The 20,433-nt window shown below is 61.4% G+C and carries 17 protein-coding genes; 6 read left to right on the forward strand and 11 right to left on the reverse strand.

Annotated features, from left to right (window positions below; genetic code table 11):
* Nucleotides 1–36 precede the first annotated feature (36 nt).
* The 4 genes from N3J91_02615 to N3J91_02630 all read left to right on the forward strand — a co-directional run bounded on the left by N3J91_02615 (nt 37) and on the right by N3J91_02630 (nt 5,750).
* Nucleotides 37–3,540 (forward strand): hypothetical protein, encoded by a 3,504-nt coding sequence (locus N3J91_02615; GenBank protein MCX8155342.1) that lies wholly within the window; start codon nt 37–39, stop codon nt 3,538–3,540.
* 108 nt (nt 3,541–3,648) lie between these two features.
* Nucleotides 3,649–3,864: a YgdI/YgdR family lipoprotein gene (locus N3J91_02620; protein ID MCX8155343.1), complete on the forward strand. Its 216-nt coding sequence runs from the start codon at nt 3,649–3,651 to the stop codon at nt 3,862–3,864.
* Between the two features lie 60 nt (nt 3,865–3,924).
* The gene (locus N3J91_02625) at nt 3,925–4,653 is read left to right on the forward strand and encodes a hypothetical protein (protein MCX8155344.1); all 729 of its coding nucleotides are present in this window, start codon (nt 3,925–3,927) and stop codon (nt 4,651–4,653) included.
* A gap of 56 nt (nt 4,654–4,709) precedes the next feature.
* A complete protein-coding gene (locus N3J91_02630; GenBank protein ID MCX8155345.1) occupies nt 4,710–5,750 on the forward strand; it encodes a low specificity L-threonine aldolase in 1,041 nt (346 codons plus the stop codon).
* Between the two features lie 82 nt (nt 5,751–5,832).
* On the opposite strand, the gene N3J91_02635 is transcribed toward N3J91_02630, so the two are convergent.
* Nucleotides 5,833–6,600 carry a hypothetical protein gene (locus tag N3J91_02635; GenBank protein MCX8155346.1) on the reverse strand — a complete coding sequence of 256 codons (768 nt, stop codon included), beginning with the start codon at nt 6,598–6,600 and terminating at the stop codon, nt 5,833–5,835.
* A 162-nt stretch (nt 6,601–6,762) separates the two neighbouring features.
* Here N3J91_02635 and N3J91_02640 point away from each other — a divergent pair, with 162 nt between their 5' ends.
* A complete protein-coding gene (locus tag N3J91_02640) occupies nt 6,763–8,676 on the forward strand; it encodes a C45 family autoproteolytic acyltransferase/hydrolase (GenBank protein ID MCX8155347.1) in 1,914 nt (637 codons plus the stop codon).
* Here the strand turns inward: N3J91_02640 and N3J91_02645 are convergent.
* From N3J91_02645 to N3J91_02680, 8 genes are all read right to left on the reverse strand, one after another.
* Nucleotides 8,639–9,577: a 50S ribosomal protein L11 methyltransferase gene (locus tag N3J91_02645; GenBank protein ID MCX8155348.1), complete on the reverse strand. Its 939-nt coding sequence runs from the start codon at nt 9,575–9,577 to the stop codon at nt 8,639–8,641. The two genes, N3J91_02640 and N3J91_02645, sit on opposite strands and share 38 nt — an antisense overlap.
* Nucleotides 9,574–10,197, reverse strand: a complete 624-nt coding sequence (locus N3J91_02650) for a histidine phosphatase family protein (GenBank protein MCX8155349.1) — start codon at nt 10,195–10,197, stop codon at nt 9,574–9,576. The genes N3J91_02645 and N3J91_02650 overlap by 4 nt, the downstream gene beginning before the upstream one ends.
* Nucleotides 10,194–10,961, reverse strand: coding sequence for a ribonuclease PH (gene rph / locus N3J91_02655; protein ID MCX8155350.1), 768 nt, complete (start codon nt 10,959–10,961; stop codon nt 10,194–10,196). The genes N3J91_02650 and rph overlap by 4 nt, the downstream gene beginning before the upstream one ends.
* Nucleotides 10,962–11,019: 58 nt before the next feature.
* Nucleotides 11,020–12,312 (reverse strand): hybrid sensor histidine kinase/response regulator, encoded by a 1,293-nt coding sequence (locus N3J91_02660; GenBank protein ID MCX8155351.1) that lies wholly within the window; start codon nt 12,310–12,312, stop codon nt 11,020–11,022.
* Nucleotides 12,287–14,971: an ATP-binding protein gene (locus tag N3J91_02665; GenBank protein ID MCX8155352.1), complete on the reverse strand. Its 2,685-nt coding sequence runs from the start codon at nt 14,969–14,971 to the stop codon at nt 12,287–12,289. Before N3J91_02665 ends, N3J91_02660 begins: the two co-directional genes overlap by 26 nt.
* 4 nt (nt 14,972–14,975) lie before the next feature.
* A complete protein-coding gene (locus N3J91_02670; GenBank protein MCX8155353.1) occupies nt 14,976–16,397 on the reverse strand; it encodes a class I SAM-dependent methyltransferase in 1,422 nt (473 codons plus the stop codon).
* Between the two features lie 33 nt (nt 16,398–16,430).
* Complete coding sequence (locus tag N3J91_02675; protein ID MCX8155354.1) at nt 16,431–17,588, reverse strand: outer membrane protein transport protein; 1,158 nt, start codon at nt 17,586–17,588, stop codon at nt 16,431–16,433.
* 85 nt (nt 17,589–17,673) lie between these two features.
* The gene (locus N3J91_02680) at nt 17,674–18,987 is read right to left on the reverse strand and encodes a beta-lactamase family protein (GenBank protein MCX8155355.1); all 1,314 of its coding nucleotides are present in this window, start codon (nt 18,985–18,987) and stop codon (nt 17,674–17,676) included.
* Between the two features lie 114 nt (nt 18,988–19,101).
* Here N3J91_02680 and N3J91_02685 point away from each other — a divergent pair, with 114 nt between their 5' ends.
* Nucleotides 19,102–19,365 carry a septum formation initiator family protein gene (locus N3J91_02685; GenBank protein MCX8155356.1) on the forward strand — a complete coding sequence of 88 codons (264 nt, stop codon included), beginning with the start codon at nt 19,102–19,104 and terminating at the stop codon, nt 19,363–19,365.
* On the opposite strand, the gene N3J91_02690 is transcribed toward N3J91_02685, so the two are convergent.
* Nucleotides 19,362–19,847 carry an SRPBCC family protein gene (locus tag N3J91_02690; GenBank protein ID MCX8155357.1) on the reverse strand — a complete coding sequence of 162 codons (486 nt, stop codon included), beginning with the start codon at nt 19,845–19,847 and terminating at the stop codon, nt 19,362–19,364. The genes N3J91_02685 and N3J91_02690 overlap by 4 nt on opposite strands.
* A 25-nt stretch (nt 19,848–19,872) precedes the next feature.
* On the reverse strand, nt 19,873–20,424 hold the full coding sequence (locus N3J91_02695; GenBank protein ID MCX8155358.1) for a MarR family winged helix-turn-helix transcriptional regulator: 552 nt from the start codon (nt 20,422–20,424) through the stop codon (nt 19,873–19,875).
* Nucleotides 20,425–20,433: the final 9 nt, after the last annotated feature.

The raw sequence follows: 20,433 nt of genomic DNA on the forward strand, positions 1-20,433 counted from the left end.
CGAACCTACATCACCATTGAAAAACGGAGTTCGACCATGAAGACCAAAGCAATTCTGGCGATCCTGACCGCGGGGGTTCTGGCCGCAGGCCACGTTGGCGCCCAACAGGTGGATACCGTGTTTTCCACCAATTCCTTGCGCGAACCCATGGGGGTGGGCGCCCGGGGGGACTACATTTACGTCACGGCCAGCGTCAACAACCAGGTGGTGCGCTTCCATCCGGGCACTGGCGTGCTGACTGTGTTGGCGGGAAGTCTGACCGGCGTTTCCGGCTTGGTGGATGCCACCGGCACGGCGGCACGCTTCAACAGCCCGCAGGGATTGGTGGTGGACGAAGCCCGCGGCGGCCTGGTCATTTCGGATTCAGGCAACAATGCCCTTCGTCTGGTCACGTGGGGCGGCGCTGTCTCCACGCTGGCCACCAACTTGAGCTATCCCGTGGGATTGGCCCGCGATGCCAGCGGTAATATCTACATTGCCGATTCGGGTAGCGGCTCCATCAAAATCCTGTTCACCAACAACACGGTGGCCACGCTGGTGGCCGGCTTCAATGGTCCGGCGGCGGTGGCCGTGGGTGACAATGGCGAAGTATGGGTGGCTGACACCCGCAGTCACGTCATCCAGCGCCTGCAAACCATCGGCACCGGGCTGGGCGTGACGATGGTGGGCACGCCCATCATCGTGGCGGGTTTGACGAACACGACCGGGGCTGTGGATGCCGAGCAGGGGCCGGATGCCCGGTTCAATAACCCCCGGGGCCTCTTATGGGTGGGCGGCAACACGGGCCTGCTCATTAGCGACACCGCCAACCACTCTTTGCGGCGACTCTACACCAACACGGTTTATGGCGGCTACACCATTGTCACGGTGGCCGGCGGACTGGGCGAAAATGCCAGTGGTTTTGTTAATGGCGCTCCGTTGAGTGCCCGGTTCAACTCGCCGGTGGGCTTATGCCGGGACACCACTTCCGAGGGTATTCTGGTGGTGGACCGCGGCAATTCGGCCATCCGCCGCGTGCAAACCATGCCGCCGCAGCCGCGCATTCAAAATCCGCGCATCGGTTACATTCGGTTGCAGGATACGCCCGCCGGCCGCGTGGCCGTGTTGACGCCGGTGACCTCGATTACCTTCAACAACGATGAAATCATCGGCATTGAGGGCGAGGTGGGGGTGCAAACCTTTTTCACCACCGGCGCCACGCCGTCGGATCCGCTGGACATCAATAATGTGATACCTGATCCCGCCCCTGGCGTGGGCAGTACGCCGCCGGCCTTCCAAACTGGCCAGCTTACCCTGCCGCCCTCGGTGGTTGAGCCGGCGCCCAATTTCATCATTAAAGCGCGCAGCTCCGCCCAGGGGCGCCAGGCCAGTGATGTGGTCATGGCCCAATTCATCTTCAAAGTGGCCACACCCGTCCTGAATGGTGACAATGCGGCTTATCTACCGGTGGGCAACATCACTTTCGGCGCCCGCATGTTTTACACCACCAACGGGGTGGATCCGGTGGACGGCGCCGGACCGCAGAACTTTGGGCCCGTGTTTGAAGGCGACGTCATCTCTCTGCCGCGTTCGGACACCAACATTGTGCTCAAGGTCAAAGGTTTCCGCGATCGTTATCAACCCAGCGAGACGGTGACCAAGGTTCTTTCCGCCCAAAACTTCGCGGCCAACAAACTGACCTTGGGCTTTGAAGGCGGGGAGGGTTTCAGCCGGTTTTTGGGAGCGCCGGGGCAACAATTCGTGGCGCCGGTGACCCTCGAAGTGCTGGAGGGACAAAAGATGTACTCCCTGCAGTTCAATGCCGCGGTCACCAATCTTGGCCTGGCGCCGGCGATCAATTACGCAACCTTGGGCTATGAATCCATGCTCATGCGGCGGGTGGAAACACCGGCGGGCGTGGTCTATATTCCCATCCCGCCGGCCTTTCTGGCGACTTCCGGTTTTACCAATCTCTATGTCACTAACAACACGCTTGGCTTGTTGATGCTGGGGTATATGGAGCGTCATTCGGCGACCAACCTTTACGACACCCTCAAGCAGCACTTGATTCAATACTCCATCGCCCACAACACCCTCTTTGAAAGCAGCGGGCGCAAGGTCATTGTTGGTGGTTTCCGCTTCACGGTGCCGCTCACCGCCGCCCCTGACAGCCGTTACCTGGTCAGCCTCGGTCGGCCGTCGGCAACGTCGGACGGCATCCAAACTGACGTCTATATTGAAACGCCCACCAACCGCAGTGTGCGTGAATTAAGCATGGCCTCCTTCCCCTACATCGTCGGCGACTGCATGCCGTTTGGGTGGTTTAATGCGGGTGACTTCGGCGATTCCAACATCCTGAGCGCCGACTTGATGCAGGTATTTCAAACTGCGACGTATGGGTTGAATAGACCGCCGCCTACATCGGACTTTTTCAATGCCATGGATTCCTGCTGTATTGACACCAATGGCGTCAACCAGGCAGCGAATCCCGGCTTCTATGCCGACAGTGGCATTGATACCCTGATTGATCGGATCGCCTGGGGGGACGGTGTCTTGAACGTGAACGACATCTTTGTCTCCTTCCGCCGCGCCCTGGATCCTTCCCGCGTGTGGTATGCCCGCTACTGGCCCACGAATCCTCCCACCGGCGCAAGGCGCTATGAGATTGTGCCCAACCGTTTCCGCGGTAATCTCGCCGCGCAAAGCGAACCAGTGACGTATCGCAACAACAGCGACGTCACGCCCCCGCTGGTGCGCCTTACCGCTGCGGACGTCATCCCTTCGGCGCCGGGCCAGGAAATTGCCGTGCCCATCCAGGCGGAAATCCAGGGGGGCGCGCCCCTGCGGGTGTTCATGTTGCGGCTGGTCGTGGAGGCGCTCGATGGCTCGCCCGCCATCACCGCACCCATCCGCTTCGTGCCCAATGCGGCTTTTGGCCAGCCGGGCCTTAACACCAGCCGCGGGGTCAATGACTTTGCCGCCGCCTGGCTGGACAACACCCGCGGCATGGCCGCCTCCGGCGAGCTGGGGCGCCTGTTTGTGACCATTCCGCCCTCCGCCAGCAGCGCCGCGGCCTACCGTGTGCGTATTGCCACCTTCTCCGCGTCTCCCAATGGACTGGGAATCTTCCCGACTGTCACCAGCGATGGTTTGATCACTCTGGCCAATCGGAACACCTCCAGCGCCAATGATGGCATCCCGGATGCCTGGAAGCTGCGTTACTTTGATTCCCTTGACAACCTGCTGACTCATGCCTTGGCCGATGCCGATGGGGACGGCGTGCCCAACTGGCAGGAGTTCAAGGCGGGAACGCACCCCAACGACCCGCAATCCCGCTTGGCAGTGGTGGCAAATCGCGCCGCCCAGGCCGGCGAGATGGTCCTCAAATGGCCTACGGTGGCGGGCAAGCGGTACGTCCTTGAAGTCTGCACTGAACTGGGCTCCGGGCAATGGACCCCGGTGGCCAGTGGCATCGCGGGTGACGGCTTGATTAAGGAATTCCGTGACGCTGCGGCGTCTGGCAACGGTGTGCGCTTCTACCGCGTGCGCGTCCAGGAATAACTTGTATTGGCCGCAAAACCCGCAGGGCATCCCGGCGCTTCCGGGCGGGGATGCCATCCTTGGCGTATCGCGCTTGCATTACCCCCTCCGTTGGCTGAAATTCAAGCCATGAAGCATGTTTTGGTAATGGCCGCCTTGCTGGCTCTGGCCGCGGCGGGCGCTGGCTGCTCCCGCTACGAGGTCACCCTGACCAATGGCAACGTCATGACGGCCAAAAGCAAGCCCAAGCTTGACCCCGCCACGGATCATTATCGCTTCAAAGACGCCACCGGCAAAGAAGTCTGGGTGCCCTCCATGCGCATCCGCTCCATCGAGGCCAAATAGTCCCGCCTCCTTCTGGGCGCGTTTTACCCGGTGTGGATTTGCGCTATATTTACACCGGTTATGAAAGTGATACGTCCTGCCTGTCGGATTCAACTGACCGCTGAGGACATGGCCTTCATCACCCAGGTGTTGGCTCAGCGGGTCAGTGATGTCAATGCCCTGACCCGGTTGCTGGCGGATGAAGCCAGCCGGGACACGTTGCTGGACGACGATCGGTTGTTGCGTGCCATCCTGGAGTCCCGCGGTTGTCTGCGCATTTCCACCCCCTTTTACTTTTATATCCTCGTCCGCCATGCCTTCCTGCGCGCCGGCATGGCGGAACGGGCGGTGGCCGATTATGTGGCCGCCGTGCTGGCGGAGTACGCCGACGTGGAGGCTACCCGTCTGCGCTGGCGGCAGAACGCGCCGCCGCTGGAGTATTTTGTGGACATGCTGGCCGCTCTCCAAAGTTGCGATGACATCGCCCGGTTTTATCTCCGTGCGTTTATGGGCAACACAGCCCTGTTTTTATCCGGCCTCTTTCCCGATCGCATCCGCCGCCGCGCCGAGCGCCGTGGGGCGCCCAGTTTGAGTTATTACACCGGCCTGGGCCAGGCCAGTTATCGCGAAGCCGGGGAGCATCGCCTGGCCCGCCAGTACGCGCTGGACGGCATCTTTGACCAGTTGGCCGAGCGCTTTGAGGAAACCCGTTGCGCCCTGAATGATTTGCGCGAGCGCCTGATCAGCCTCGATGACCACGATCCCGGGGTGGAGGCCATGCTGGCGGCCTCCACGCGCTGGTGGTCCTAAACAAGGTTTGCACTTTCAGCATTGTCCCCCGGCGGCCGTTTTGTTAAACCCGGCCCATGGGAACTCCCAGACGTTTCTTCGCCAGCGACAATTACGCCGGCATCTGCCCTGAGGCCTGGGCGGCCTTGCAGGCCGCCAATGTGGACCACGCGCCCGCTTACGGTGAGGATGACTTCACCGCCCGCGTGGCGGACCAACTGCGGGAATTGTTTGAGACGCATTGCGAGGTGTTTTTCGTCTTTAACGGGACCGCGGCGAATTCCCTGGCGCTGGCCACCCTCTGCCAGAGTTATCACTCCATCATCTGCCACGAGCTGGCCCACGTGGAGACGGATGAATGCGGCGCGCCCGAGTTTTTTTCGCACGGCACCAAGGTGCTCACCGCGCCCGGTGCCAACGGCAAATTGGAGCCGCAGGCCATCGAGCGGCTGGTGCGCAGGCGCAGCGACATTCATTATCCCAAACCGCGCGCCGTTTCCCTCACGCAGGCCACGGAGGTGGGCACGGTGTACACCGTGGAGGAAGTCCGCGCCATTTGGGCCCGGGCGCGCAGCCTGGGCCTGCGGATTCACATGGACGGCGCCCGCTTCGCCAACGCCGTGGCCTCGTTGGGCGTGGCGCCCAAGGAAATCACCTGGCAGGCGGGGGTGGACGTGCTGTGCTTTGGTGGCACCAAGAACGGCCTGCCGGTGGGCGAGGCCGTGATCTTTTTTGACCGCGAGCTGGCGGCCGAGTTTGCCTATCGCTGCAAGCAGGCCGGCCAGTTGGCCTCCAAAATGCGTTTCATTGCCGCCCCGTGGCTCGGCATGTTGGAAAACAACACCTGGCTGCGTCACGCCGCTCATGCCAATGCCATGGCCGCCCGGATGGAAACAGCCCTGCGTGAGCTGGGAGTCAACCTCCTTTTTCCCCGCGAGGCCAATGCCGTCTTTGCCGAATTTTCCCCGGCCGTGCAACAGGGCTTGCGGGCGCGCGGCTGGCGCTTCTACACCTTCATTGGCCAGGGGGGATGCCGCCTCATGTGCGCGTGGGACACCCGGCCCGAGGATGTGGATGCCTTCGTGGCGGATGTGCGGGAGTTGCTGCAAGCCCCCTGAACCAGGGCCGTTGTCTGCCGCCATAAAAATGGGACGGCCCCCAAGGGCCGTCCCCGTGACACACGCAGATGAAACCAGACCCTTAACGGGCGGCGATCTGCGAAACCCGGGCCACTTCAGGTTTTGCGGCCAGTGCGGGATCGGTCTTTCCCGTAACCGGCAGCGGTTTGCCGTGTGACAAGGCGCAGAAGAGCTTCAGTTGATCCACAGGCAGGGCCGGATGATCCGTCACCGGCCGCCGGCCCGGCCATGAGGAGGCCGGCACGCTGACGATGTCGCCATCCTGCAGCGGGAGGTCATTTTTGAACCCATCGGCCATGATGTGTTCCACGTCCACCGTAAACTGTTCGGTGGCGCCATTCGCCAGCGTGCGGCTCACGCGCACCTTCTGCAAATTAGCAAAGCGGGACGGCCCCAGGAAATAAATGGCCTGGGCCAGATGCGTATTGAGTTGCCGCTCCAGATAAACCACCCCTTGCGCCTCCCCGCAAAAGGTCACCGTCCCTTTGGCTGCGGCAGGGGGGACGGCCACCGCCGAAAATTGCACCTGCATTTCCGGTGCGTATTGGGCGGCCAGCGCCTGCGCCGCCGCCGTCAGCTCCTCGGGCGTGCGCCCGGCGGCCGGCAGGGACAGGGTGTCGGCATACGGCGTGGCCACCGGCAAATCCACTTGTCCCAGATGATTGAGTTTGAGCTCCACCTGGGAGGGTGACTGACCTTTTTGTCCCAAGCTAAGGATGACTTTATCGCCCGGTTTGAGCCGCGGCGAAGGTTGAGATTGCGGTTCAGCCGCCAGCGCGAGAGCCGCGCTGAGCGCCAAGATCATCAGGCTGTGTGTCACGTTTTTCATACGGGGCCAACCTACGCCCCGCCGCAGACACGCGAAATCGGCGCAAACCGCTTTCTCCGGTCGGAAGGCCTGCGAAAATCATGTCAGAATATTCTTACGCGGCGGGAACTTGCAGCAGAGTTGCATTTGACAGAGCACAAGGCGCAGGCCATGTTCACAGCCATGAAATCACGTTGGCTCGGTCTTGCCCTTGCCTTTGTTTTTACCTGCTCCGGCTGGTTGCCCCTGCGGGCCCAAACCACCCCGGCGGTCTCCAATTCACCCGCCATCCTGTTGGGCAATGCCCTAGCCAAAGTGGCCGCCTTGCTCGAGCCTTCCCCCAACACCCCTGCGGAAACATGGTCGGCCCAAATCAAACTGGTGCGTGCCCAAGGTATCCCGAAAGAACTGGCCGAGGCCAAGCTCAACCTGGCGATACAATCCCCCAATCGGGCACGAGTGGAAGTGCAGGCCAACGGCCACACGTATGCTTTGGGCAGGCAGGGCCAGGAGCTGTGGATTTATGCCGGCGCCAAACAGTTTGGCATTGTCGGTCAGCCGGGCCTGCCGCGTTTTTCCACGGCGCCGGAAAAAATCGATCGCACGCAATTGGGGCGTCTGAAATTGCCCGTCCCCCCGGAGCAGTTGGCGCTGCTGCCTTTGTTATTCTCCTATGAAATCCTGCCGGAAAAAGTCATTGACGGCGAGGCCTGTCACGTCTTCCAGGCGCGGCCGTTGCCGCAGGCCATGCAGGCCCTGGGCCTCCCGGCCGGCACGCTCACGCTGGCTTTGCGTCGCAAGGACGCCTTGCCCGCCCGCATCGGTTGGAGCGATGGCCGCAAGTTGGATGTGCTGGTGGAACTGGGCAACCTTCAGGCCGAGCCTGCCTGGCCGGCGGAGCGATGGAACATCCCGGCCAGAGCCGGCGATACCGTCGAAAAGGTGGCGCTGGGGCATGTGACCCGCTTCCTGGAGGTGGCCCTTAAATCGTTGAACCAAAAGATTCCCACCCTGCCCGAAACGGTCACCGGGCAGCACCGGTTGGTGGCCACTGAAGGCGAGGGCCGGCTGGAAACCGTGGACGGCACACTGGTGCTCTTTGTCAAAGGCACACCGGAAGAGATGGGCCGACAGCATGGCGTATTGTTGCGCAAGCAGGTGCGCTCGCTGGTGGATCAAATCCTCTACGGGGTGGGCGTGGGCAGCAGCTTTGAAAAAGGCCGGTGGTTCTTTGGCGAGATTGAGCAGGCGCAGGCGCGATTGAAAGTGGACGAACGCTATTTGCGCGAAATGGATGCCCTGGCTCAGGCTGCCGGACTGGAGCGCGAAGAGGTGCGCCTGGCCAATTTCTTTCCCGAGCTGTTTCATTGCAGTGGTTTTGCCCTGTTCGGCAAGGCCACGCAGGGAGGGCGTATGTATCACGGGCGCATCCTCGATTATTTGAAGGGCGTGGGCTTGGAGCAAAATGCCGTGGTCATGGTGATGCAACCTGCCGATGCCTACGCGTGGGTCAACGTGGGCTACGCCGGCTTTGTGGGCACGGTGACCGCCATGAATGAAAAACAGGTGGCCATCGGCGAAATGGGCGGGCGCGGCGAAGGCTTGTGGGATGGCAAACCCATGGCGCAGTTGATGCGCGAAGTTATGGAGCGTGCCGCCACGCTGGATGAAGCGGTGTCCATCATGCGCCGCGGGCCGCGCACGTGCGAGTATTATTACGTAATTTCCGATGCTAAAAGCAGGAAGGCTGTCGGTATTGCCGCCACGCCGGACACCTTTGAAACCATCTGGCCGGGGCAATCCCACCCCCGCCTGCCGCATGCCTTTGCCGACGTCGTGCTCATGTCGGCGGGCGATCGCTATGAAACCCTGGCGGCCCGCGTGCGGGAAAACTACGGCAAATTCGATGCCACTTCCGCACGCGCGCTCATGAATCGCCCCGTCTGCATGGGCTCCAACATTCAGTCCGTGTTATTTGAGCCGGATACGCTGGACTTCTGGGTCGCCAACGCGGACAGCCAGAATGTGGCCAGTCACACCCGCTACACCCGCTACAATCTCAAGCGCCTTTTGGAAGCTCCGCCCGCCGGGAAGTGAGGCCCGCGGTGCCAGTGAAGGTGGCGCCGGTCCATTCGCTCTTGTCGCGGCGCCGGGTAAGCTTAAAACCAAGGTCCCGGTACGTTTTTAGCACCGCCGGAAAGCGTTCTGTCAAAATGCCGGCCAGAACCAGCCGGCCTTCCGGCGCCACGCACTGTGCGATGCGCGCCGCCTGTTGCACCAACAGCTCATCGGTCAGGTTGGCGGCGACGACCTCAAACTTCCGGTTGCCGGGTGGGGCGTCCGTGGCGATGTCGGCCGTTAGAAAACGAATGCCCCGGCCCACCCCGTTGGCGCGGGCATTGGCCCGGGCTACGCGGATGGCTTCGGGATCGTGATCCAGGGCCATAATCCGGGCGTAGCCGAGTTTCGCCGCCGCAATGGCCAGCAGCCCGGAGCCGGTGCCCACATCAAGAAAACTGGCCCCCACCGGGCGGGAAAGCCGCACCACTTCCTGCAGACAATAATGCGTGGTGGGATGGTGTCCTGTGCCAAAACTCAGACCAGGATCCAGGACAATTAAATGTTGCCCGGCTTGGGGCGGGGTTTTGTCCCACGTGGGACGAATCAGCAACACCTTCCCGATGCGGATGGGGCGGATGTGGCGCTGCCAGGCTTTGACCCAGTCCCTTGCCGTCAATCGCTGCACTTGGATTGTCGGAGTGGACGGGCGGGGCAGGGGAACTGCCCTTGGCAGCGTCTGCAGGCCCCGGCCCAATTCCTCCAGCATTGCCGTGCCGGGCTGGTGCGGCAGATAAACCGAGACACTGGCTTCACTTGAATCCTCGGCCGTGTACGCACAAGCGGGCGTCTGAAACAAGTCTTCGCATAGTGCCTGCACGGCCTCCTCGTGGCCCTTGCACACCGGAATGGTCACCTGCCAGAGCGTGGGCGTTTTCATGTGCCCGGTGTCTTCCAGGGAGTGTAGTTGGCCAACTGAATCTCCGGGTGCCTTCCTCCGCCGGCGTCCACCGCCGCCACAGACGCATAATCCACGTCAAACAACGCCATCCGCGACAGGGGCATCTCCAACAGGGAGGCGAGCAGTTGGCGGATGACGCCGCCGTGGGCGAACACCGCCACGGTTTGGCCCTGGTGGCGCACGAGCTTGTCGTGCAGCCACGGTTCCAGCCGGGCCCGAATTTGAGCGCCGGTCTCCCCGTCAGGAATGCGCCCCTGTTCAATCCAGTCCAGCCAGTCCCAAGGATCCGCCTTGAACTTTTCCCGTACTTCGCGAAAGTGCAGGCCGGTCCACCGCCCAAAATCAAATTCGCGGAGCGCCTCCTCAAATTGTGGCGCGCCGGGCAGATGACCGTTGCACGGCTCGAGCGTCTGACGGACGCGCAGCATGGGGCTGGCATATACCGCCTCCAATGGCAGCCGCTGCACGTACTCGGCCAGCCGTCGCGCCTGATCGCGCCCCACGGCCGATAGGCCCATGTCAATACGCCCGCCGAAGACGTGGTGATAACGTTCCTCCACCTCGGCATGCCGGATGAAATAAAAACGGGTGCGTTTCATGCGCATTGCAGGGCGGCTTGTTGCAGGGCAAACAACTGTTGCAGCCCGGCCCGGCCCAGGCCCAACAACTGATGGAGCTGCTCCTCCGTGAAGGTGGCCTCTTCGCCGGTGCCCTGGATCTCGATGTAATCGCCGGCATCATTCATCACCAGATTCATATCCACCGCCGCCGCCACATCCTCGGTGTAACAAAGGTCCAACAAAGGCGTGCCGCCCACCAGGCCCACGCTGACGGCCGCCACGGCCCGCTGCAACGGATTGGCCTGCAAGAGGCCGGCGCTCAGCCATTGTTTGATGGCCAGCGCCAGTGCCACGTAGGCCCCCGTGATGGAAGCAGTGCGGGTGCCACCGTCCGCCTGCAGCACATCGCAATCCACCCACACGGTGCGCTCGCCCAGTTTTTCCAGGTCCACACAAGCGCGCAAGGAGCGTCCAATCAGCCGCTGAATTTCCTGCGTGCGCCCCTCAATCTTCCCGCGGCTGGCCTCCCGGGCCTTGCGGGTGGCGGTGGAGTAGGGGAGCATTGAATATTCGGCGGTGAGCCAGCCCCCGGACACCTGTTGCTCTTTCATCCACCGGGGCACTTCGGCTTCGACGGTGACGGCACAAATGACCCGGGTGTTGCCCCATTCAATCAGGACTGAGCCGGCGGCTGCAGGCGCAATGCCGGGCTGGAAACGCACGGGGCGGAGCTGATCGGGGCGGCGCCCATCCGCCCGGGCGGCTGGGGGCGGGTTGTGCTTGGCGGTGACCGCTTCATTCATACCGGCGGGATGCTATGCCGTGGCCTGAGAGGCGGCAATGGAAAATCCGGCCCCCTTCTCAAAGCGAAGTGGACTTCTGCCGCTCGGTACGCCCGGAAATCAGGTTTTCGTAAAGCTCTTCGTACAGACCCCACGACTGCGGCGAGGAGACTGTCCCCGGTTTCTTCCCGTCCGTGGCCAGACCGGGCAGATGAATGCGAAAACGCGTACCGCCGAGGGGGGAATGATCCACCTCCAGGTGTCCGCCCTCGTGATAGACCAGAAAGAAGGAGGCCATCAGATTGAAGCCCAGTTCTTGAGGATGGTTGGAGCGGCTGTAAAAGGGATCAAAAAGGAAGCGCATGTCCTCAGCGCTCAGTCCCGGGCCGTTGTCCTCCAAAATAATTTCGATACCCTGGTTTGCAGCATCGGCCTGCACCGTCCAGACAATTCTGCCGCCGGCCGGCAGCACCAGCAGCTCATCGCGCAGCAACAAATAAAGCAGTCGCTGAATGTTTCTGGTATGGCCCCGGAGGAGGGGCAACGGCGCAGCGCAGTGTACCTCGACGACAATCTGGCGGGATTGACATTCCTCCTGCGCTGCCGCCACCGCTTCGCGCAACAGGGCGGCCACGTCCACCTCCTCCAGATCGCCCGGATCAAAACGGTTCGCCGCCAGCCCCAGGCTGTCCAGCATCTCGGTGATGCGGTGAATCTGCCCCTGCGCCATGGCATGAAACTCGCGCCAGTACTGCGGGTCCCGCAGTTGCTGCGGACTGATTTTTTCCTCGGCCATTTTCACCGGAGCCAGATCGAGAAAGGTTTGAATGGCCACCAGCGAATTGCGCAGGTGATGATTCAGCCCGGCCGAGAAGATGCCCATGCTCAGCAGGCGGTCGGTGAACATGAGGCGGTGCAGGGTGGAGATTTTCTCGCGCAACAATTGGTCGCGCTCGTGTTGCACTATGAAAAATTGAAGCGCCTGCCGGAGCGCCATTTCCAGCTCCACCGGATCCCACGGTTTGGTGATGTACTTGTAGATGGCGCCGGCATTCACCGCGGCAATGGCGGCATCCAGTTCCGCATAGGCCGTGGTCAGGATGCGCACGATCCGCGGGTACTGGCTGCGGGCTTTTTCCAGCAATTGCACCCCTTTTTCGCCGGGCATCCGCTGGTCGGTCATCAGCACGCCCACCTCGGCGTGGTGGCTTTCCAACAGGCGGTGTCCCTCGGCGGCGCTCGGCGCGGTGAAAATGCGAAACTGCTCGCCGAAAGCTGCCTGGAACATACGCAGCGACGCCTCTTCGTCGTCCACGTAAAGAATGGCAAAGCGGCGATAATCGAATTCAGGCGTGGTCAGGGGTGAGGTCATGCGTTGGCGAAGGCGGGGAATGATTCAAGCGCGGGTCACGTGCCGGCAGCTCCAGGATAAACTCGCAATACTGGCCCGGTTCACTCTGCAGCCGGATGCGCCCGCCATGTTGATGCATGATTTGATGGCAGATGTGCAGGCCCAATCCCAGGCCGGCACCAATTTCCTTGGTGGAAAAAAACGGCTCGAAAACCCGGTTTTGCAGCTCGGGCGGGATGCCGGGACCGTTGTCCCGCACGCTCAGAAACACCCGGCCGCCCTCCTGCCAGCCGCGCACCTGAATGTGTGGCGCCTGCGGCGGCGGGGTTTGCGAGCGCAAGGCGTCCAGGGAGTTTTGCAGCAAGTTGACCAGCACCTGCACCAACCGCACGCGATTGGCCCAGGCGGTGAGTTTCTCAGGCACATCCACCGTCATTTCCACGGTTCCCCGCCATTCATGGCTGAGAAAGCGCAGCGCCAGCTCGACGCACTGGCGGAGGGAGGTTTCATCGCTAACAGTGTCCCGCTCGTGCGCAAAGGGGCCCAGGTCGAGCACAATATTCTTCACGCGGTTGATGCCGTCCTCAATCTCCGTCAGCAACGTCTGCCAGGCGGCCCGGGTCTCGGGCGGCAACCCGGCCAGGCGCTGGCGCAGCGTGTACAATCCGGTGCGGGCGTAATTGAGGGGATTGTTGATCTCGTGAATGATGCCCGCGCTCATGCGGCCCAGCGCGGCCAGCTTTTCCGATTGCACCAACTGGGCCTCCGCCTCCTGCAACTGGCGATACGCCGCCTCCAGTTGCGCTTTCTGCCGCGCCAGTTCCCGGGCGTACAAATGGCCGGCCAGGAGGTTTTTCACGCGCAGATGCAGCTCCGTCAGGGAAAACGGCTTGGCCAGGAAATCCGTTGCGCCATCGCGCAGGGCATCCAGCCGGGTTTGATGATCCCCGTGCGCGGTGAGGAAGATGATGGGCAAAATGCGTGTGGCGGGGTTTTCGCGCAATTCCCGGCAGACTTGCAGTCCGTCCTTTTCCGGCATCATGAAGTCCAGCAACAACAAATCGGGTTGCAGACGCAGAGCCATCTCCACCGCCTGCCGGCCATCCACCGCCTCGGCCACGCGATAATGCGGACTAAGTTGGCGGCGGAGGAATTCCCGTAAATCCGGCTCGTCATCAGCCACCAGCAACAGCGGCTGGCTGCCCTCCGCCACCGGCGCAGGCGCGTTTTCAGAATCCGATACGTGATTCAGCGAGCTGAGCTCCGCCTGCCGGTTCAGGTTGCCGAGCCACTCCTCGGCCTTGGGTTCCTGGGGGTGGCGTCCGCCTGTATCCGCCGCTGCCAGGCTGGATTCCGTGGCGGGCAAAAACGGCAGGCGGACAGTAAAGGTGGTGCCCTGGCCCAGCCGGCTTTCCACCGCCACCGAGCCGCCCTGGACCTCCGTCAATTCCTTCACCAGGGCCAGACCGATGCCGGCCCCTTTGAACTTGCGCTGGCTGGACATGTCGGCCTGCCAGAAGCGGCTGAAAACGTTCGGCAAATCCTTCTCGGCAATGCCCACGCCGGTATCACGCACCTGCAGCACCAAATCGCGGTTCTCCCGCCGGGCCAACAACTCCACCCGCCCCCCCGTAGGCGTGAATTTCAGGGCGTTGAACTGCAGATTGAGCAGGATTTTCTCGAGCTTGTCCCGGTCCACCAGCACCCGTTGCAGCTCCGGCTCCACCACCGTGACGAGTTGCAGGTTGCGGCGTTCCGCCAGATGACGGGCGGCGGCGGCCAGCCCCTCAAGAAAGGCGGGCAAATCCACGGCGTCACGTTTCACCGGCAGGGTGCCGGCGTCCAGCCGCACCAGCTCCAGCAGATCATTGATCAGTTTTAATAGTCGCAGGCCGTTAGCCCGCATCAGGGTGAGTGTCTGGCGCAGATTGGGGTCCCCGCTCACCTCCGGGTGCTGCAGGACCTCCTCCAAAGCCCCCAGCATGATGGTGAGCGGAGTGCGCAGCTCATGGCTGATGTTGGCAAAAAATCGGCTCTTGTTTTCATCCAGTTCCAACAACTTGCGATTGTTCTCCTCGAGTTGTTTGCGGCTGAGATCCAGCTCGTAACGGTTGGCAAACTCCTTGAAGCGCAGCTCGCTCAGAAAATAACTGCCGGTGACAATGATGACTCCGGTTAGAGAGAGAAAATACATATTGTTGAAAAACATGCCGGTCTGGCGGTAGTCCCCATGTCCCAGGCAGGCCCCCAAATACATGATCAACACCATGCCCACCGCCACCAGGCTTTCGCGAAAGGTCCAGTGCAGCACAAAACCCAGCACCAGCACCACCAGATTCAGGCCGGCGTAATATGGGGAGGCCGCACCCTCCGTGCGGTAGATCATGTAGGCAATCGAAAGCGTGGGCAGACTCAGTAAAATCAAGCCCCACAGTTTATACCGGCGCTGCCCGCCGGGCTTCAGCATGATGATTAGGAAGAGCAATATCAGGAAGGAACACGCACACCGAATTAAGGCAAACTCGACCAGGTGTTGGGGATAGACAAACCAGTCCAGCAGAATGCCGAACGGCATGAGCACGATGCCCAGAATGCAGGCCACCTTGAAATTGTACACCGTGACCCCCCGCTCGTATTCTTCAAAGGCAGCGTGGATTTGTCTGGTATGCTCGTCCGGCATGGCTTCAGGGGGCGGGCTTGCGCACCTCCAGCATCAGGTTGGTGCCGGTCAAATCGCTGACCACCCGCGCGGCTTCAGGCGGGGCGGCCGCCGGTTTGAGCGCCAGCATTTGTTTGGGATCGCGGTAAATCAGGCGCCAGTCCAACAGGTACTCCAGCATGTGCCGGAATGGCTGGCAGGGAAAAACGTTGGTGGCCACCAACAGCCCGCCGGGGGCCAGCCACTGGTAAAACAGATTCATCAACTGTTGGCAGGTGCGGTCCGGCAGATAGTCAAACAGCCCGGCGCAATAGACCAAATCATAGCCGCCGCCCGCCTCGGCGGCGCCGCTTTTGCCCGCCTCTTTGAGCAGGCTCATCACTGACTTCTTCACCAACTGCAGACGACATTGCCGTTGATGCTCCTGGCGGGCCTTTTCCAGCACCTGTTGGGCGTGTTGGATGGTCTCCTGATTGAAATCGAGCAGGGTGAACTCCGCCCAGTCACTCAAGGCGCTTTCCCGCAAAAAATTTTGGATCTCGTGCGCCGGCCCGCATCCAAGGTTGAAAATGCGGGCGCAGCGATGCTGGAGGGAAACGCGGGCCGTTTCCTGCACCAGTTTTTCGGTCAAAAAACGAATGCGGTTGCGGTGGGCCTGCGAGGGATACTGGCGCAGCAGCCATACATTGACGGCCTGCGCATAGAGGGAAGGCCCCTCGTAGGGCGGGCGCATGATCATGTTCACCATCTCGTAGTCGCCCGCGTAGCCCAAAGGCTTGACGTAGGTGCGATGCCCGAAGGGCGAACACAAAAACAGGGGATGCAGCAGCCGGCGGCACAGGCTTTGGTGCGCCGGGTGTTCCTCGGGCGTGAGGCGCGCGGTGATTTCCTCAAAGCGCTCGTGCAACACATTGACCGACTGCACCACGGGCGCGTCCAAATTTTCGATGATGGCCTGCATCCGTTGCGCACGGGCCGCCGGCGGGAGCGATTTAAGCCCTAGTTCCACCTCCTCCAGCCAGAGGCGCAAATGGGTCAGAAGACTGTGCAAATCGCTGAGCACCACCTTGTATTCTGGGCGCAGCGCATAGAGTTTCTGCCATTGACGCAGGAATTCCTCAAAGTTGAGCGGTTGCTCCGCGCCGGTGGGGGGCACGGTGAGTTTGCCTTCAAACCAGTTCTCCGCCAGGGTCACTTCGCAGACCCAGGTGTTGCCGTTGTGCACGGCGCTGGTGACCACCGCCCGCCCGGCATTAAGCTCCTTGCCGTTGATGAACAGGCGCAGCGGATCCAGCACCTCAGACAATCGCAGCGTCAGATGCGGATCGCCTGTTTCAAACACCAGCCGCGTGCCCCCCAAATGCGATACCGCCCCGCGAACCTCCTGCCCTTGGGCGGCGCGGCCGGCCACCTGCCAGGGTTCGACTGTTGTTGCTGTGGCACTCATAATCCCCCACGTCAGAACATGCAGGTGCTCAATTCAAAACCGCCATTGGAAAGATAATACCACCGCATGACTGGTGAAATCATAGCGTCCATCGGCGTTTTGGCCGGCGGCGGAGACGGCACTACCGCGCACCGTGTGCGGCGGACCATACCCAAATTGATAGGCCAAATCCAACCCGGCACGCTGGCCCCGCCAACTGGCGCCGAAGGTGATGAAATGTTTGTCCGTATCTGCCACCAGCGGATTGAAAAAGGCGTCCGGCATGCAGCTTTCATTAAAAATATATCCGGCGCTAAGGCTCCAGCCCTTGTCCAGGTAGCGCGTCACTCCCACTTCATAATACCAACTGGAACGCCAGTTCAAAACAAACGGCGGCAACGGAAAAGCCTGATCCAGGCTGACCTGGTTGACGCGGCTCCATTCAGTGAAATCGGCATTGAATTCAAGATTCCATTTTTCTGTGGGGCGGTAGGAGATACCCATGACCACATTATGGGGAATGGGAAAACGCAGGCGCGCATCCAGGTGGCTGTATATCGGAATCAAGTCTGTATAACCCTCATAGGCCATGGTGGTGCGGCTGCGGTAGGCTGCGCCCAACGCCAGTTTGGCATGGGGTTGCCACCGCCAGCCGGCGGTATATCCCACATCCTCGTCATCGCCCTTGAAGCGAAACACATCACCGACATCCACGGGAAACACCCCTTGCTTCAAGTCCACCCGGGAATAGTTAAACGTGGGCCCCGCCGCCACAGACATGCCGGGCAGCACTTCCACGGCGATGACCGGATGGGCGGTCATATATTTCATTTTACTTTCCAGTGCGATGCTGCGAAAACCGGTGTCCTGCGCCCACTTCAACCCCAGCCCGTAGGGCGAATAAACACCCAAGCCAAAAGTCACCGGCCACTTTTCCAGCCCATAGGCTGCGAAAACCTGGGGCACCACATGCCACTTGCTCTGGTTTTCAAACCGACGCCCGTTGGCCTCAAAGCCGGGGGCCAGATAGATGTTGTAGCTGCCTACGCGCGCTTGCAGGCCTTTGAGCTGGGTCAGCCCTGCCGGGTTGTAATAAATGGCGGAGGGATTGTCCGCCGTGGCGGCAAACGCTTCGCCCCGGCCCGCGGCGAAGGCGTCCTGAGTGGAAAGCCGGAAACCAGCAGCCCAAACACCACTTGGAACAAGGACCATCGCCAGACATAAGCTGGAATAATGGCGTAGTTTCATCGGGGAGGAACTGTTTCATTTTTGCGGCTTTTTAGCAAGCCCAAGGGAGTCAACCCGGTGCGCTGGACAATCGCGGAAATTCATCGGTGTCCGGCCATTCCCTGACTTCTGCCGCCGCCCGGTGCAGCAGCCCGTCAATTTCTACGTCCGGCAGGCCTTCCTTTTCGCGCCGCTGGTTGAACAGGACAGCCCAGGCCATGCCCCGGCTGAGGTTGACCCAGAGCGTGAATGTGCCCGGCAAACTGCCGCTGTGCCAGAAATTGTAGCCGCGGGGGTCCCGGGTGGGGCGCACCAACCAACCGCACCCATAATAAACCTCGTTCACTCCGCCGCCGGCCTCACGGGCCACTGGCGGGGCAGGAGGAGAGACCATCTCCTGCCACCATTGCGGTTGGAGCAGGGCGTTGTCCCGGCGCAGGAGTGCCGCCGACAGGCGCATCAAATCCACAGCCGACCCAATCCATCCGCCGTGGGCGTCCATGGCCTCCAGGCAAAAGGAGCCATAGGGGGCGGATACAGGCGAGCTGATGCCCGCAAACACGCTGGGGGCCGTGCGCTGGTCGGCCATGTAATAACGGGCTTCCGCCGGGTGGGCCTGGTCTATCAGTGAGCGTCCCAATCGCAGGGAATGCAGGCCCAGGGGAGCCAGCACATCGCGGCGCACCCAGGCCTCGTAAGGGTGGCGGGTGACGGCTTCAATGATGCGGCCCAGCACGCAATAACCGAAATTGGAATAGGCATAACGTGTGCCGGGATCAAAATCCAAAGGGCGTCCGAGCATGTAACGTATGATATCCCTTGGACCGGGAGGCGAGGGGACTCTGCAAGCCTTGGCAATCGTCTCCGACATGAACATGGGATCACCACTTTGATCACGATCCCAGCCGCCCGTGTGCTGGAGCAATTGGCGGATGGTTATACGTTCCAGCCGGGGATCGCGGGTTTTCCCGGGCAGAGGCGCCAGACCCAGGCGTTCAAAGGCGGGTTCGTCCAAAGACAACCGCCCGGCTTGGGCCAGCCGCAGGATGGCCAGGGCGGTAATGGGCTTGGAGAGACTGGCCAGCCGAAACAACGTGGTAGGGCGGGCCGGGATTTGATCTTCGCGGTTGGCATAGCCGTAACCCTGCGCGTAAATCAGGCGTCCCTGTTGCAGGATCGCCAGCACCCCTCCGGGAATCTGCCGGGCGGCCATGAATTGTTCCATGCAGCGGTCGAACGGGGCCAGGGGAGAAAGCCCCTCGCCTCGCACCCAGGCTGGCACACCCAGGGAGGCCAGCGTGGCGCACAGAAATTGACGGCGCTTCATGCCCCCTCCCGCCGGGGACGGTTTGGGTGAACGTTTGGGGAGATTGGAAGCACCCATACAAAAAAATGAACAATTAATAAAAATTATATTTTCTTTTTTCAGGAAAGGCATTAAAAACATCGCAGCCCAATGAACGCTAATGTAGGCATTTGGGGCGCATTAACCCGCTTAATGATGTGGTTGTTCGTCGTGGCCGTGGGGGCTGCGGTGGCGATCACTTATCATCCTTTGCTCAAACAAAATGAGCGCATGCGGGCCGTTATTTTCCAACTGGATCAACAAATCCAGCAGGAGGAGGCCGAGCAAAAACGGATGCGCGCCGCCATCGAGGCCATGACCAAGGATCCGGCCACCGTGGAGCGACTGGTGCGGGAGAGGCTGGGTTATGCCAGGCCCGGCGAGACGGTGATTCGCTTTGAGGAAGCCAATCGCTAAGCCCGCTGCTCGGCTTGCTCGTCCGGCATCGGCAGGGAGGAACTTCCAAAGATTTGGGCAATGATCTGCTGCCGGTAGCTGAATATTTTTTCCAAATCCCGGCGTACCCACAAGGGATGAAGCAGCCAGCCGCCCCACACGGCATAAGTCACCTCGTCCACCAGCCGCGTGGAGGTGCCCTCCGCGTAAAAACGATGCTCGTGGCGCCACAAGCGGTAAGGCCCCCGGCGCTGTTCGTCCACGAAACGATGCGGCGGCTCCCAGACGGTGATCTCACTTTGCCAGCGCAAAGGGAAGCCGTGTAGTTTTAATTGATAATCAATCCTCAACCCCGCCCGCATTTCCAAATCGGTGGAAAGAATGGAGAAATGCAGCCAGGGCGGGGTGATGCGCTCGAGGTTGCGGGCATCGGCAAAGAAGGGAAAGACCTCCGGTAGCGGCCGCGACACCGTCTGTTCCACCTGGAGCTGGTAGGTTTTCATGCACTGGGGTTCTCGCTCTTGGGCTTCATGGGGAACCTGTGCTGGACTGAGCAGAGGACATCTCCCGCTTCTCCTCGGCCGTTTCCTGGGCCGTAAGAGCGGCCGGCGACAACTGGGCTGCACGGCGGCAGGCATCCGCCACCTTTTCCAACTCAGCCAGGAATTTTTCCCGGTCCGTTTCCGGCAGCGAGGACAGCACTTCCGCCTGCAGGGCCAGGGCCACCCGGCGCGCCTTGAGGAATTGACGACGGCCGGGGGGCAATAGGCGCACGCGGCGGGCGCGGCGATCCGTGGCTTCGGGGCGGCGCTCAATCCACCCACAATTTTCCATGCGGCGCAAAAGGGAGGCAATGGTGTTGGGATCGCTGCTCATGGCCAGCACCAGGTCACTTTGCCGCATCCCCGCGCGCCCGCCTTCATAGAGCGTGCGCAGGGCGGTGTATTGATCCGGAGTCAGCCCCAACACCGCACACCGGCGACGGAAGGCCTGATTCAGGCTGAACCAGGCACGGCGCAAAAGAATGGGCAGCCGCCGCGGGGGCGGTTTCTCTGCTTTGGTCGGGCAATTATTACGCACAGGTAATAA

The sequence above is a fragment of the Verrucomicrobiia bacterium genome, from assembly GCA_026414565.1.
Classification (GTDB): Bacteria; Verrucomicrobiota; Verrucomicrobiia; order Limisphaerales; family Fontisphaeraceae; genus Fontisphaera.

What these genes read in the sequence shown, in the direction of transcription:
- N3J91_02670 (MCX8155353.1), bottom strand. Translation starts at nt 16,397, where the DNA reads ATGAGTGCCACAGCAACAACAGTCGAACCCTGGCAGGTGGCCGGCCGC.
- N3J91_02665 (MCX8155352.1), bottom strand. Translation starts at nt 14,971, where the DNA reads ATGCCGGACGAGCATACCAGACAAATCCACGCTGCCTTTGAAGAATAC.
- N3J91_02675 (MCX8155354.1), bottom strand. Translation starts at nt 17,588, where the DNA reads ATGGTCCTTGTTCCAAGTGGTGTTTGGGCTGCTGGTTTCCGGCTTTCC.
- N3J91_02645 (MCX8155348.1), bottom strand. Translation starts at nt 9,577, where the DNA reads ATGAAAACGCCCACGCTCTGGCAGGTGACCATTCCGGTGTGCAAGGGC.
- N3J91_02685 (MCX8155356.1), top strand. Translation starts at nt 19,102, where the DNA reads ATGATGTGGTTGTTCGTCGTGGCCGTGGGGGCTGCGGTGGCGATCACT.
- rph (MCX8155350.1), bottom strand. Translation starts at nt 10,961, where the DNA reads ATGAATGAAGCGGTCACCGCCAAGCACAACCCGCCCCCAGCCGCCCGG.
- N3J91_02615 (MCX8155342.1), top strand. Translation starts at nt 37, where the DNA reads ATGAAGACCAAAGCAATTCTGGCGATCCTGACCGCGGGGGTTCTGGCC.
- N3J91_02690 (MCX8155357.1), bottom strand. Translation starts at nt 19,847, where the DNA reads ATGAAAACCTACCAGCTCCAGGTGGAACAGACGGTGTCGCGGCCGCTA.
- N3J91_02660 (MCX8155351.1), bottom strand. Translation starts at nt 12,312, where the DNA reads ATGACCTCACCCCTGACCACGCCTGAATTCGATTATCGCCGCTTTGCC.
- N3J91_02635 (MCX8155346.1), bottom strand. Translation starts at nt 6,600, where the DNA reads ATGAAAAACGTGACACACAGCCTGATGATCTTGGCGCTCAGCGCGGCT.
- N3J91_02650 (MCX8155349.1), bottom strand. Translation starts at nt 10,197, where the DNA reads ATGAAACGCACCCGTTTTTATTTCATCCGGCATGCCGAGGTGGAGGAA.
- N3J91_02630 (MCX8155345.1), top strand. Translation starts at nt 4,710, where the DNA reads ATGGGAACTCCCAGACGTTTCTTCGCCAGCGACAATTACGCCGGCATC.
- N3J91_02680 (MCX8155355.1), bottom strand. Translation starts at nt 18,987, where the DNA reads ATGGGTGCTTCCAATCTCCCCAAACGTTCACCCAAACCGTCCCCGGCG.
- N3J91_02625 (MCX8155344.1), top strand. Translation starts at nt 3,925, where the DNA reads ATGAAAGTGATACGTCCTGCCTGTCGGATTCAACTGACCGCTGAGGAC.
- N3J91_02640 (MCX8155347.1), top strand. Translation starts at nt 6,763, where the DNA reads ATGAAATCACGTTGGCTCGGTCTTGCCCTTGCCTTTGTTTTTACCTGC.
- N3J91_02620 (MCX8155343.1), top strand. Translation starts at nt 3,649, where the DNA reads ATGAAGCATGTTTTGGTAATGGCCGCCTTGCTGGCTCTGGCCGCGGCG.